Here is a 13,231-nt window from a genome sequence, read left to right as displayed (position 1 = left end):
GCTTGCTCGCGATGGAGTGCCAGGCACGACGGTGTCAACTGACACTCCATCGCGAGCAAGCTCGCTCCTACAGAGGGCCTGCGAAATTACTTGGGATAACCCGCGCGCTTCATTTCGCGCTCAGTGGTTTGCTGGGCCGCCGCCAATGCCTGGTCGACCGTGGTCTGGCCGATCAGCGCCGCAGAGAAGGATTTGCCGACCTGGGTACCGATGCCCTGGAACTCGGGAATGGTCACCAACTGGATGCCGATATACGGCACAGGTCTGGCGCCCGGCTTGCTCGGGTCCGCGGCCTTGAGCGATTCCAGCGTGACCTTGGCAAACGGCGCAGCGCTCATGTACGCCTGGCTGTAGGTCGAAGCCCGGGTGCCTGGCGGTACGTTGGCGATGCCGTCCTTTTGCGCGACCAGTGCGCTGTATTCTTTGGAAGTGGCCCAGGCGCTGAAGGTTTTCGCCGCGTCCTTGGCTTTGGAACTGGTGGGAATGGCCAATGCCCAGGAGTACAGCCAGGCCGAGCCCTTGTCGGTGACTTGATGCGGCGCATAGGTGAAACCGACGTGATCGGTGACCTTGCTCTGGGCCTTGTCGGTCACGAACGAGCCGGCAACGCTGGCATCGACCCAGATCGCGCATTTGCCGCTGTTGAACAGCGCCAGGTTTTCATTGAAACCATTGCTTGAGGCGCCCGGCGGGCCGGATTTCTTCATGGTGTCGACGTAGAAGTTCAGCGCCTTTTTCCACTCGGGGCCGTTGAATTCCGGCTGCCACTGTTCATCGAACCAGCGAGCGCCGTAGGCGTTGGCGACGGTGCTGATCAGCGCCATGTTCTCGCCCCAGCCGGCCTTGCCCCGCAGGCAGATGCCGTACTGTTCCTGCTCGGGTTTGTTCAGTTTGGCGGCGAATTCACCGATCTGCTCCCAGGTCGGGCGTTCGGGCATGCTCAGGCCGGCGCCCTTGAACAGGTCGGTGCGATAGTAGGTGATGGAGCTTTCGGCGTAGAACGGCAGGGCGTACAGCGAGCCTTTGACCGACAGGCCTTCGCGCACCGACGGGAACACATCGTCGAGGGCATAGCTGGCCGGCAAATCCTTCATCGGCTCCAGCCAGCCCTTGGCGCCCCAGAGTGCGGCTTCGTACATGCCAATGGTCAGTACGTCGAACTGCCCGCCCTGGGTGGCGATGTCGGTGGTCAGGCGTTGGCGCAGGACGTTTTCTTCGAGCACCACCCAATTGAGCTCGATGTCCGGGTGCTCGGCCTCGAAGGTCTTCGAGAGCTTTTGCATGCGGATCATGTCGCTGTTGTTGACGGTGGCGATGGTCAGGGTCTGGGCGCCAAGGCTGACGCTGCTGAGGGTCATGCAGGTGAGGGCAAGCAGAGCTTTTACCGAGGGTTGCATCGTGCACTCCTTTTCTGCACCCGGTGGGTTACAGAAGGACAGTTATTGTTTTTGTGTCTTCCTGCGCAGGGAAGAATGTGCGCTGATTACAACCTTCAACGGCGGGCGAGACAAATCATCCATCGCACTTTGATCGATACTTTTTTGCACTGGAGTTTTGAGAGGTAGATGTAGGGAAGGGCTTTTCAGCGATGGGGCGGCCTTAAATCCGTACAGGTTTTATAGCTTTTAGCAGCCAAAAGATCGCAGCCTTCGGCAGCTCCTACAGTTGGAATGTGCCCTCCTGTAGGAGCTGCCGAAGGCTGCGATCTTTTGATTTTTAACCCAGATTCTGTTCGGTCAGCCGCTGCACCACCAACCGCCGATAATGCGAAGGCGTCATGCCCTTGAGCTGCTGGAAGCGACGGTTGAAGTTGGAAATGTTGTTGAAGCCCGACTCGAAACACACATCGGTGACCGGCTTGTCACCATCGGCCAGCAACTCGCAAGACTTGCTGATGCGCAGTCGATTGACGAATTCGATGAAATTGCGCCCGGTGGCCTGCTTGAATACGCGGCTGAAGTACGTGGGCTTCATGCCCAAATGCTCGGCGACCTCCTCGAGCGGCAATTCCCGGGCGTAATGGGCGAATATGTAATCCACCGCGCGGTTGGTGCGATCGATGTTGTTCTCGTCGGCCAGTTGTGGCGTCGTGGCGCCAGAGAGCAAATGGTAGTCGTCGGTGGCCGCGAGCAATTCGAGCAAAATGAAAAAGTGCCCGAGCCGGGTAATGCCGCCGGTATCGGCAATGCGCTGCATCAAGTCCATGGCCTGGGCGATGGTGTGCTTGCAGCGGAACTCGATGCCGTACTGCGCGCGTTCCAGCAGCGGCGCCAGGGTCTTGAGTTCGGCAAACACCTGATAGCCGCTGTCGAACAACTCGTCGGTGAAGTTGACCAGCATGTCGCGCTTGGGCACCACTTCGTCCTCGGCCACCTGGCTGATCCAGTTGTGGGGCAGGTTGGGGCCGGTCAGGAACAGGGTTTGCGGATAGAAGTTGCCGATGTAATCGCCAATGAACACCTTGCCGGAACTGGCGACGATCAGGTGCAACTCGTATTCCTTGTGGAAATGCCAGCGCACCAGCGGGCAGGGGAAACCGTGCTGGCGATAGATGATGGACAAGCCGTTATGGTCGTCCATCAATTCATAGGACGGATCGGTGACTCTGGCGGTGCGGGTCATGTCAGGGCGCTTGTGTTGTTATCCCGCCCTGATCATGCCCGCAACCGGATGGATAACGCTACTCTGCCGTTTGAACGAACGCTTCGTGATTGGGCGCCTGTTTATCCATGCCGCTGTTACTTGAGGCGGGATTGGGCCTTCATGACGTTGGCCGCGCGGCAGTTGTGAACCAGGTTTGACTCTTCAAAAAAATCCACATTGATAATGCTGCACCTGTGAATCCATGGTTTGTTTACATCGAACCAGTCATTCAGCTGTTTGGGGATGCTAACCGGGCCACCTGTGACGGAGTAAGCGGTGGCAGATAGAGACCATGGGAAACTTGAAGAGGGAGGGCTTTTCATGACGGTTTCAATAAAGGATTCGAGGTGTTGCACATCGGTGATGGCGGAGCCGCTCCATTTGTGTTGGACGCTCCAGCAAAAGGCTTGCGGGTCCAGGTCCGGGTGATGATCGGCGGCGAGTAGTACCCGTTGAGTCCTGCTGATGTGTTTCAACTGTCCAAGCGTCTTGCGACTGTGTTCAGGAGGAATGATGAGTTTGCCTAAACTGCGCACGAGGCGGTCACTGAATTCCTTGAAGTTGAAAGGACGATTTCCACGATCCAGTTTGTGGAAGTCGAAGATTATGAACTCGTCGGGATGATGCGCCAGAAAGCTGGAGACATCCTGAGCCAGCTGAGAGAGCTCGCGATAGGATCGTACTCCGTTGTGGTGAAAGTAAAAAAACAAGTAACTATTGCCATTCCTGATATTCATATCAAATTCAAGTCTGATGTCGAATACCCTGGCGCCGTTCATCAGTTGATAATAAAACGAGTCGTTTTGGCAGACGGACCAGTGCATGGTTGGTGCCCAGATATAGTTACCGTTCTTGTCTGAGCCGGCATTATGTGCGCCAGGCAAAATCAGCTCGCCGAGGGTCAGGTTTTCGATGATTGGAATATTACTCATCCAGTCGTTCAGTGTGGGTTTGTAATTGCCATACTTAAAATTTGGTTGTGTTTCGTTGCTGTCGTTCATGGTGCGTCCGTGCAATCAGGTTGAATATGTTTTTTTGCACTAAATGCTTTATCGCATTTGGCGGAGAGGAGTTTTATAGCAACTGAAAAACAGGAAAGCCACTCATGCGACGCAGGCAGGAGTGGCAGGGTGTTTCGTATTGTTAATAGGTTATCTGATGCGTTTTATATAGGGCTGTTTCGGCGATTCATTGGGCCCGGTTTTTCGCTTCAATCCATTGCGCCATGTATTGAGTACTTTTGTGGTGGTGATGGCGCAACATGCTGCCGGTAAAGTTATCTCGCCGAATGTCGGACAGGTGCCGCTGACACGCCACCAGCCGTTCGATCAACGCCGGGCCATGAATGGACGACTGGTAGCGACTGGCCAACAAAGCGCGGGCTTGATTCTGGGCGCTCAACCATAGGGCGTTGTCGTTGTGCAATTGCACCGCGCGGGCTGCGAACTCTTGAGCCGTACGGGTCACAGCACCGGGCCAGGCCTCCTCGTCATGCATGGCCTCGGCACCGATAGGCGTCGTCACGTTGGGCGTGCCACAGAGCATTGCATCGACGATTTTGCCCTTGATGCCTGCGCCAAAACGCAAGGGCGCCAGGCACACCCGCGTCGCGGACATCACCTGCAAGGCGTCCTCTGCCCAGTTCATTACGTGGAACCCCTGCGCCACGTTATGTAGCGCAGTGGCCTTGGGTGGTGTGTAGGCACCATAGATATGCAATTGAGCGCCGGGCAATTGCTCGCGAATCAGCGGCCAGATCGCGGTTTTCAACCAGAGCACCGCATCCCAGTTGGGTGCATGGCGAAAGTTACCGATGTGCAGAAAGTGTGCCCGGTCTTCAAACGGCACCGGTGCATGGGTCGGTACATCGACCATCAATGGACAGCAGTGCAACAGGTTGCGGGGAAACCTGAACTGCTCGACCAGCAATTCGACTTCCACTTCGGAAACCATCAATGTCAAATCACAACGATAAAATGAGGCGATCTCGCGCTTGGCCAGGTCGGTATTGGCCATGTGTTCAAACTCTTCACGCGACGCCTTGGCGAACAGGTTGCTGAAGTCGTTATTGTCCTCGCTGGCCTTCAAACGCTCCTTGAGACGTTGATGCCGACCGTGCCTGAGACTTTGCAGGTCGCAACTTTCGAGTACGCGCAGGGCATCGGGACAATGCTTCTCGACCCGCCATCCGAACTGTTCCTCCATCATGAATTGATCGAACAACACGATGTCCGGCGCCAGTTCGCTGATGAACTCGTCGAAACTGCTGCTGTTCAGCTCGATCGGCACTTCGCGAATGCCCATCGCCGTCAGGTCTGCACGTTGTTCGCCGAAGCCCGCCGGGCTGCTGAACGTGATGTCCCAGCCTTGTTGCAGGAAAACTTCGAGGATTTGCATGACATGCCCGCTGGCCGCGGAAGAGCGGGGCTCGGGCCAGACGTAACCAATGACCAGGACTTTGGTTGCGCGGGGCTGATTCATGTACGGGAATTCCTTGAAGCGAAGACAGGGCAGGGGCGAAAAAGGCGCGCATTAAACCACAGCGCAGCGCAGGGTCACTCGAGAATGCTTTTGACCTTGTCGCGCAACTGATCAATGGAGAATGGTTTGCCGATCACGTGCATGTCGCGAGGGACTTCAATTTTTTCGGCATAGCCGCTTGCAAACAGGATGGGTAGGTCTGGACGCAAAGCTCGTGCTTGATTGGCCAGTTCGCAGCCGTCCATGACCGGCAGGCCGACATCAGTCATCATCAGATCAATCTGTTGGTCCAAGTCCTTGAGTGTCTCCAGCGCCTGTTCGCTGCCATCGGCTTCAAGCACCTTGAACTCCAACTCCTCCAGTACATCGACGATCAGCATGCGCACAATGGCATCGTCTTCGACGACGAGGATGATAGAGCCGTTGGCAGATGACATAGTGAGATTCCCGATAAAATTGGCGTTGCCGGGCGCTGGAAATCACCGTCCTCCTACATGAGTGAGTGACGGATCCCGACAAGTTCCCGACGCGATGCAAAAAAGAACCGGGCGCAGGTCAGGCAAGGATAACCCGCCACTTTGTGTGGGCGCAGCGGAATGTAAGACCTGGCGCGAAAACATGTCAGAAAATTGGATCAAGGTGCCAGTTCTGGGGCAAACTCCTTGCACTCTGACAGTTCGACAAGGCTTGCCCCATGCCCTCCGCGTCCACGGTTGATGAGCAACGATTTCGTAAACTCCTGAGCCGCAACATCAGCCTGCCGTTGGGTCTGGGCCTTATCAGCGCGGTGTTCTTCGTTTCGCTGATCAGCTACTTACTGTCGACCATCCAGTGGGTGCAACACACCGACCGGGTGATCAATAACGCCAATGAAGCGCTCAAGCTGACCGTGGACCTTGAAACCGGGATGCGCGGTTTCCTGCTCAGTGGCGACGAACATTTCCTCGATCCCTACGAAACCGCCAAACCGCGAATTGCCGTGGCCCTCAACACCTTGCTTGAGCTGACCGCCGACAACCCGGTGCAGTCCGACCGCTTGCTGCGGTTGCAGGCTTTGCAGCTGGAATGGGCCAGCTATGCGCAATCGCTGATCGATTTGCAGCGCGGCAGCGGTGACTATCGCGCCGTAGTCAAGGCCGGGCGCGGCAAACGCCTGACCGATGAAATTCGCAAGCAATTCGAGGACGTTATCGACTCCGAGCAACAACTGCGCGCCGCTCGCAATGAGGACATGCGGCGCACCACAGTCTGGAGTATCAGCTTCTATCTGTTGTTCATTGCCGGCGTCAGTGGCTTGCTGGCGTATGTCGGGCGCCGCGATTTGCTTGATCTTTCGCAAAGCTACGGCGTCAACCTCGCAACCCAACAGGCCAGCGCCCATCGCCTGGAGCAGCAAGCCTGGCTGCGCAACGGTCAGACTCAACTCGCAGAGCAGGTACTGGGACAGTTGAGCCTGAGCCTGCTGGGACGCAATATTCTGCAATTTTGTGCGCAGTACCTTGGCACTGCCGTGGCGGCTATTTATGTGCGCGAAGACCACGGCGGCCTCAAACGCATCGCCACTTACGGGTTTTCCCGTGAGCAAGAAGAGCGCGAGCAACAGATTTTCAGTGAGGAAGGCATTGTCGGCCAGGTGGCGCAACAGGCACGGTTGATTCGCCTGGACGAGGTACCGGTTGACTATTTCAAAGTCAGCTCCGGCCTCGGCGAAGGTTTGCCACGCAGTGTGCTGGTGGTGCCAACCAGTGATGACGAGCGGGTCAATGGCGTGATCGAACTGGGCTTTCTGCGCTCACTGACGGACCGTGACATTGAGTTGCTTGAGCTGATTGCCGGCAACATCGGCACCTCGATCGAGGCGGCACGCTATCGTCAGCGTTTGCAGGAGGTGTTGGCCGAAACCCAGCAACTCAACGAACAATTGCAGGTTCAGCAGGAGGAGCTCAAGGCCGCCAACGAAGAACTCGAAGAACAGTCACGGATTCTCAAGGAGTCCCAGGCGCACCTGGAAATCCAGCAGGTGGAGCTGGAGCAGACCAACGAACAACTCGCCGAGCAGGCACAAGCTCTGGCCGAGCAACGCGACGCCATGGAGCTGAAGAATACCGAGCTCAATCAGGCCCGGATCCAGCTCGAAGAACGTGCCGTAGAGTTGCAGCGCTCGAGCCAGTACAAGTCCGAATTCCTCGCCAACATGTCCCACGAGTTGCGCACGCCGCTGAACAGCTCGTTGATCCTGGCCAGGCTTCTGGCGCAAAACCCGGAGGAAAACCTCAGCGCCGAGCAGGTCAAGTTCGCCGAATCGATCTACTCCGCGGGCAATGACTTGCTCAACCTGATCAACGACATTCTGGACATCTCCAAGGTCGAGGCCGGTAAGTTGGAGATCCATCCAGAGCACACCAGCGTGGCGCGCCTGGTCGAAGGTCTGCGCGATCTGTTTCAGCCGTTGGCGTCGGACAAACAGCTGGATTTCCAGGTGGATGTGCAGGACGGCGTGCCGCTGATGCTGTTCACTGATCGCCAGCGCCTGGAGCAGGTGCTCAAGAACCTGCTGTCCAACGCCGTGAAATTCACTGAACGCGGCAGCGTCAGCCTGTCCGTCGCCACGGTGCCGAACGACGGCATCGCGTTCAACGTCCGTGATTCGGGAGTCGGCATTGCCGCGCAGCAGCACGCCAGCATCTTCGAGGCGTTCCGCCAGGCTGATGGCACCACCAGTCGGCGTTATGGCGGCACCGGGCTGGGCTTGTCGATTTCCCGTGACCTGGCGGCCTTGCTCGGCGGCTCCATCAGCGTGAGCAGCACACCGGGGCAGGGCAGTGCGTTTACCCTGGTACTGCCGCAGCAGTACGTGGAACCGGGCGAAGGGTCTGTCGAACCGATGCGCGCCGAGACGATGGCGGCTGTGCCAAACGTAATGCCGCCCGCGCTGTCGCCACTGCTGGCCGAAGTCGACATTGCGCGTTTCGACGACGATCGCAACAACGCTCCGTTCACCAGCCGCTGCATGCTGGTGGTGGAAGATGAGGCGAACTTTGCGCACATCCTCTACGACCTTGCCCATGAACTGGGTTATCAGTGCCTGGTGGCCCATGGCGCCGACGAAGGCTACGACCTGGCCAGGACGTTCATCCCCGACGCGATCCTGCTGGACATGCGCTTGCCGGATCATTCCGGCCTGACCGTACTGCAACGCCTGAAGGAGCACGCTGAAACCCGGCACATTCCGGTGCATGTGATTTCGGTCGAGGACCGGGTTGAAGCAGCGATGCAGATGGGCGCCATTGGCTATGCGGTCAAACCGGCCACCCGCGAGGAACTCAAGGACGTATTCGCGCGACTCGAGGCCAGGCTGACCCAGAAGGTCAATCGCGTGCTGCTGGTCGAGGACGACGACTTGCAGCGCGACAGCATTACCCGCCTGATCGGCGACGATGACCTCGAGATCACTGCCGTTGGCCTGGCGCAGGAGGCACTCGACCTGCTGCGGACTTCGGTTTTCGATTGCATGATCATCGACCTCACACTGCCGGACATGCTCGGTAATGACCTGCTCAAGCGCATGTCCACCGAAGACCTCTGCTGCCTTCCACCGGTCATCGTCTATACCGGGCGCAACCTGACCCGGGATGAAGAGGCTGAACTGCGCAGGTATTCGCGTTCGATCATCATCAAGGGCGCACGGTCGCCGGAGCGGTTGCTGGATGAGGTGACGCTTTTCCTGCACAAAGTCGAATCACGGTTGTCCCGGGAACGGCAGAAGATGCTCAAGGTCGCTCGCAGCCGCGACAAGGTCTTCGAGGGCCGCAAGGTGCTGCTGGTGGATGACGATGTGCGCAACATTTTTGCCCTCACCAGTGCGCTGGAGCAAAAAGGCGCAGTGGTGGTCATTGGTCGCAACGGCCGCGAAGCGATTGAGCGATTGAATGAGGTGCATGACATCGATCTGGTGTTGATGGACGTCATGATGCCGCGGATGGATGGTTTCGAAGCTACGGTTGAAATCCGCAAGGATCCGCGCTGGCGCAAGCTGCCGATCATCGCGGTGACGGCCAAGGCCATGAAGGACGACCAGGAGCGCTGCCGACAGGCCGGCGCCAATGATTACCTGGCCAAGCCCATCGACCTGGATCGACTGTTTTCGCTGATTCGTGTGTGGTTACCGAAGGTGGAACGTATCTAGTGGAGCGCAATTTTTCAGTGCAGCGAAACAGCGAAATCGAATTGCGCTTGTTGATCGAGGCGATCTACCTCGAGTACAGCTACGATTTTCGCGATTACTCCGGCGCTTCGATCCACCGCCGGGTCAACCATGCGTTGAGTCAGTTCCAGTGCAATACCATCTCGGCGCTACAGGCAAAGATCCTGCGCGACCCCGCCGCGTTCATGCAATTGCTGCAATTGCTGACCATTCCGGTCAGCGAGATGTTTCGCGACCCTTCGCACTTCCTGGCCATCCGCAAAGAGGTGGTGCCGCTGCTGCGAACCTACCCTTCGCTGAAGATCTGGATCGCCGGATGCAGCACGGGTGAAGAGGTGTATTCGATGGCCATTGTGCTGCGCGAAGAAGGCTTGCTCGACCGCACGACCATCTACGCCACTGACATCAATCCGCGTTCGCTGGAAAAGGCCAGGCAAGGGATTTTCTCGATGGAGAATGTCCGCGCCTACACTGCTAATTACCAGCAGGCCGGTGGCCAGTGTTCTTTTGCCGACTACTATACGGCTGCCTATGGGTACGCGATTTTCGACAAGACCCTGCGCGAGAACGTAACCTTCGCCGATCACAGTCTTTCGACGGACAGCGTTTTTTCAGAAACCCAATTAATTTCATGTCGTAATGTACTGATTTACTTTAATAAAAAACTTCAGGGTCGGGCATTCGGACTGTTTCATGAGTCTCTCTGCCATCGCGGTTTCCTGGTGTTGGGCAGCAAGGAAACCCCGGAATTCTCAGCCTTTGGCCATCAGTTCGAGCCGCTGGTCAAACAAGAACGGATCTATCGAAAATCATGAACAGTGCAACGAACTTGCCAGCTATCGAAGCGATCGTGATCGGTGCCTGCGCCGGTGGCATCGGCCGTCTGCCTGTCGAGCTGGAACCAATCGCATGCTGAGCAATATCCAGGTCAAACTGCTGATCGTCGACGATCTGCCGGAAAATCTGCTGGCGCTCGAAGCGCTGATCAGGCGTGAGGACTGCATCGTCTACAAGGCACTGTCCGCCGACGAAGCCTTGTCCCTGCTGTTGCAGCACGAATTCGCCATGGCCATCCTCGATGTGAAGATGCCCGGCATGAACGGCTTCGAGCTGGCCGAGTTGATGCGTGGCACGGAAAAAACCAGGAACATCCCGATCGTTTTCGTCAGCGCCGCCGGACGTGAACTGAACTACGCGTTCAAGGGCTATGAAAGCGGTGCCGTGGACTTCCTGTACAAGCCGCTGGACATCCACGCGGTCAAGAGCAAGGTCAATGTGTTCGTCGACCTGTATCGCCAAAGCAAGGCGATCAAGGAACAAGTGCTGGCCCTTGAGCAAAGTCGCCGCGAACAGGAGACCCTGCTCGAGCAACTGCAAGATACTCAGCTGGAACTGGAGCAGGCGGTGCGCATGCGCGATGATTTCATGTCCATCGTCGCCCACGAAGTGCGCACACCGCTCAATGGCCTGATCCTGGAAACCCAGTTGCGCAAGATGCACCTGACCCGGGACAACGCCGCCGCCTTCACCCTTGACAAGATGCGCGCCATGGTCGACCGCGACGAACGGCAGATCAAAAGCCTCATACGCTTGATCGAAGACATGCTCGATGTCTCGCGCATTCGCACCGGCAAGTTGTCGATTCGGCCAACGCGCTTCGATCTTTCGGCCCTGGTTAGCGAGTTGTTGCAGAATTTTTCCCGGCAGATCGACGCCGCCGAGGCGTCGGTCACGCTGGATGCCGGGCAACCGGTGATCGGAAATTGGGATGAGTTTCGTATCGAACAAGTGATTTCCAACCTGTTGACCAACGCCTTGCGCTACGGGGCCAAGGGCCAGGTCTCGGTGAGAGTCTACAGCGAAGAGGGCCGGGCGCTGGTGGACGTGCAGGACCAGGGGATCGGTATCAGCGAAGAAGACCAGCAACGCATCTTCCAGCAGTTCGAACGGGTATCGACCAAACATACCGGTGCCGGACTGGGCCTGGGACTGTTTATTTCAGAACGGATTGTCACCGCCCATGGCGGTACTATTACGGTCCAGAGCAGGATTGGCGAAGGCGCCCTGTTTCGCGTTTGTCTGCCGCTGCAGGAAAACCACCAGATAAACGCAACCTCTGATCGACCTCACGGTCGTATCAGCAGCAATTGACCGAGCAAAGGCTTCCCATGAGCGAAGATGCACAAGATGTAGTACTCGTCGTCGAGGACGATCCCTCGATTCTGATGGTGCTGTCCGCTTATCTGTCGGGCGAGGGGTACCGCGTGCTACAGGCGGAAAACGGCGAGCAGGCCTTTGAAATCCTCGCCAGCAAACCGCACCTGGACATGATGATCACCGACTTCCGCCTGCCCGGTGGCATCTCCGGCGTGCAGATCGCCGAACCCGCCGTGAAGCTGCGACCGGAACTCAAGGTGATTTTCATCAGCGGCTATGCCCAGGAAATCCGTGAGACCGACAGCCCGATTACGCGCAAGGCACCAATCCTGGAAAAACCCTTCGATCTGGATACATTGCAGGAATTGATGCAGGAAATGCTTTCGTAAGCTTTCAGGCGCTGATTATCTCCCAGACCTTCGCCGCCAACAGATCGGAGGTAAACGGCTTGGTGATCATCTGCATGCCCGGATCGAGAAACCTGCCGCACACCGCCGCAACGGGTTGCCTGTTCACTTGATCCTTGGCCGGGACGGCGGTTGCACGAAAAGTCAGTCGGGGGTCAAAGCCCTTGTTGCAGCGCCGGATCGTCGGGGTTCATCTGTTCGAGTTGGGCCAACAGGATCTGCACGTTTTGCAGTTGTCCGCTTTCCTTCCAGTAATTGATCAGCAGCACCCGTGCCTTGCGATCGTTCGGATGGCGCTGAACGATTTCCTGCAACTGTTTCTGAGCTGCTTCGAGCTCGTGCTCACTGTGCAATGTGGTGGCCAGGTCGTAGCGGTAATCCCGGTTATTGGGCTCGAGTTCAACGGCTTTGGACAGGCCGAGCAGGGCGAATTCGCTTTGGTCGTGATTGAGCAGCCAGAGCCCCAGGGCATGTTGCAGGTAGGCCGAATCGGGTTGCGCCTGGAGTTGCCTGGCCAACAACTGCCGGGCGGCGTCGTTTTGGCCCTGTTTATCCAGTACTTCGATTTGCAGCACCAGCGCCGGCAGGTTGTCCGGTGCCAGGCGCAGGGTGTTGTCCAGTGCCAGTTGCGCTTGCTTGAGCTCGGCGTTGTGCAGGTGCAGCCGGGCCAGTTGGTATTGGTTTTCGGCGCTTTGCGGCTCGCTCTTGAGCACTTGCTCCCAGGCATCGATGGCTTGCTCCAGCGACCCGAAATACAAGCCGAGTTCATCCGGGGACAAACCCAGCAGCGCGTTGATGGCTGCAAGCCGCACGCTTTGTTCGCGGTCATCGAGCAATGGCCCCAGCAGCAGACTGCGCTGACCGCTCGGTACCAGGCCGCTGATGCTCCTGATCGCTGCGATACGGACCTCGGGCGACTCGTTCCGCAGATCGGCATCCGCCAGTTTCAGGGCCACCGAGCTTGGATAGTTGGGCAGCTCGGCATGTAACCAGACACGACGCTTGGGGGACAGGTCCGGACGGCCCAATTGCTGATAGAGCACCCGTGCGGCACCAGGTTGACCACCCCGGGCAGCCGTCAATGCTTCGCTGTAGCCACGTTGTATGGCTTCGGGAACCACCGGGGCGGTATCGCGCAGGGAAACCCACGCAAGGCCGATGGCGAGCAGGGCGAGGAGGCTGATAAACAGATAGCGGCGGGACTTGGGCATGCAGGAATCCGGAAGCTGGCGAGCTTTTGCAAAGGTCGCCAGCTTCGGTCAGGCCAGGCTTTGAGTCAAACCTTGACGACGCTCACTGACGATTCAATGGGCCTGCAAGTGGTGTCGACAGCAAAACC

11 protein-coding genes are annotated in these 13,231 nt (G+C 57.6%); 4 read left to right on the top strand and 7 right to left on the bottom strand.

Going from position 1 to position 13,231, the window contains the following annotated elements:
* Window positions 1-86 precede the first annotated feature (86 nt).
* From KGA81_RS08405 to KGA81_RS08385, 5 genes are all read right to left on the bottom strand, one after another.
* The gene (locus KGA81_RS08405) at window positions 87-1,397 is read right to left on the bottom strand and encodes an ABC transporter substrate-binding protein (protein WP_223545427.1); all 1,311 of its coding nucleotides are present in this window, start codon (window positions 1,395-1,397) and stop codon (window positions 87-89) included.
* A 319-nt stretch (window positions 1,398-1,716) separates the two neighbouring features.
* Window positions 1,717-2,622, bottom strand: coding sequence for an AraC family transcriptional regulator (locus KGA81_RS08400; RefSeq protein ID WP_223545426.1), 906 nt, complete (start codon window positions 2,620-2,622; stop codon window positions 1,717-1,719).
* A 116-nt stretch (window positions 2,623-2,738) separates the two neighbouring features.
* Window positions 2,739-3,644 carry a phospholipase gene (locus KGA81_RS08395; RefSeq protein WP_223545425.1) on the bottom strand — a complete coding sequence of 302 codons (906 nt, stop codon included), beginning with the start codon at window positions 3,642-3,644 and terminating at the stop codon, window positions 2,739-2,741.
* Window positions 3,645-3,831: 187 nt separating this feature from the next.
* Complete coding sequence (locus KGA81_RS08390) at window positions 3,832-5,124, bottom strand: glycosyltransferase (RefSeq protein ID WP_223545424.1); 1,293 nt, start codon at window positions 5,122-5,124, stop codon at window positions 3,832-3,834.
* Between the two features lie 74 nt (window positions 5,125-5,198).
* On the bottom strand, window positions 5,199-5,561 hold the full coding sequence (locus tag KGA81_RS08385; protein ID WP_223545423.1) for a response regulator: 363 nt from the start codon (window positions 5,559-5,561) through the stop codon (window positions 5,199-5,201).
* A 257-nt stretch (window positions 5,562-5,818) separates the two neighbouring features.
* On the opposite strand from KGA81_RS08385, the gene KGA81_RS08380 reads away from it, so the two are divergent.
* The 4 genes from KGA81_RS08380 (at window position 5,819) to KGA81_RS08365 (ending at window position 11,874) form a co-directional block, all read left to right on the top strand.
* The gene (locus KGA81_RS08380; RefSeq protein ID WP_223545422.1) at window positions 5,819-9,310 is read left to right on the top strand and encodes a response regulator; all 3,492 of its coding nucleotides are present in this window, start codon (window positions 5,819-5,821) and stop codon (window positions 9,308-9,310) included.
* Window positions 9,310-10,143 carry a CheR family methyltransferase gene (locus KGA81_RS08375; RefSeq protein WP_223545432.1) on the top strand — a complete coding sequence of 278 codons (834 nt, stop codon included), beginning with the start codon at window positions 9,310-9,312 and terminating at the stop codon, window positions 10,141-10,143. The genes KGA81_RS08380 and KGA81_RS08375 overlap by 1 nt, the downstream gene beginning before the upstream one ends.
* A gap of 94 nt (window positions 10,144-10,237) precedes the next feature.
* Window positions 10,238-11,479 carry a hybrid sensor histidine kinase/response regulator gene (locus KGA81_RS08370; protein ID WP_223545421.1) on the top strand — a complete coding sequence of 414 codons (1,242 nt, stop codon included), beginning with the start codon at window positions 10,238-10,240 and terminating at the stop codon, window positions 11,477-11,479.
* 17 nt (window positions 11,480-11,496) lie between these two features.
* Window positions 11,497-11,874 carry a response regulator gene (locus KGA81_RS08365; protein ID WP_223545420.1) on the top strand — a complete coding sequence of 126 codons (378 nt, stop codon included), beginning with the start codon at window positions 11,497-11,499 and terminating at the stop codon, window positions 11,872-11,874.
* 4 nt (window positions 11,875-11,878) lie between these two features.
* Here the strand turns inward: KGA81_RS08365 and KGA81_RS29985 are convergent, their stop codons facing one another.
* Both KGA81_RS29985 and KGA81_RS08360 read right to left on the bottom strand, forming a co-directional pair.
* Window positions 11,879-12,001, bottom strand: coding sequence for a hypothetical protein (locus KGA81_RS29985; RefSeq protein WP_263293275.1), 123 nt, complete (start codon window positions 11,999-12,001; stop codon window positions 11,879-11,881).
* Between the two features lie 46 nt (window positions 12,002-12,047).
* Window positions 12,048-13,103, bottom strand: a complete 1,056-nt coding sequence (locus KGA81_RS08360) for a tetratricopeptide repeat protein (RefSeq protein WP_223545419.1) — start codon at window positions 13,101-13,103, stop codon at window positions 12,048-12,050.
* Between the last annotated feature and the right edge of the window lie 128 nt (window positions 13,104-13,231).

Source organism: Pseudomonas sp. A-B-19 (assembly GCF_019947515.1).
GTDB lineage: Bacteria > Pseudomonadota > Gammaproteobacteria > Pseudomonadales > Pseudomonadaceae > Aquipseudomonas.
This window is presented reverse-complemented; position numbering and strand designations above follow the sequence as displayed.

Coding starts and splice junctions, on each gene's coding strand:
- KGA81_RS08405 (WP_223545427.1), bottom strand. CDS start 1,397: ATGCAACCCTCGGTAAAAGCTCTGCTTGCCCTCACCTGCATGACCCTC.
- KGA81_RS08400 (WP_223545426.1), bottom strand. CDS start 2,622: ATGACCCGCACCGCCAGAGTCACCGATCCGTCCTATGAATTGATGGAC.
- KGA81_RS08395 (WP_223545425.1), bottom strand. CDS start 3,644: ATGAACGACAGCAACGAAACACAACCAAATTTTAAGTATGGCAATTAC.
- KGA81_RS08390 (WP_223545424.1), bottom strand. CDS start 5,124: ATGAATCAGCCCCGCGCAACCAAAGTCCTGGTCATTGGTTACGTCTGG.
- KGA81_RS08385 (WP_223545423.1), bottom strand. CDS start 5,561: ATGTCATCTGCCAACGGCTCTATCATCCTCGTCGTCGAAGACGATGCC.
- KGA81_RS08380 (WP_223545422.1), top strand. CDS start 5,819: ATGCCCTCCGCGTCCACGGTTGATGAGCAACGATTTCGTAAACTCCTG.
- KGA81_RS08370 (WP_223545421.1), top strand. CDS start 10,238: ATGCTGAGCAATATCCAGGTCAAACTGCTGATCGTCGACGATCTGCCG.
- KGA81_RS08365 (WP_223545420.1), top strand. CDS start 11,497: ATGAGCGAAGATGCACAAGATGTAGTACTCGTCGTCGAGGACGATCCC.
- KGA81_RS08360 (WP_223545419.1), bottom strand. CDS start 13,103: ATGCCCAAGTCCCGCCGCTATCTGTTTATCAGCCTCCTCGCCCTGCTC.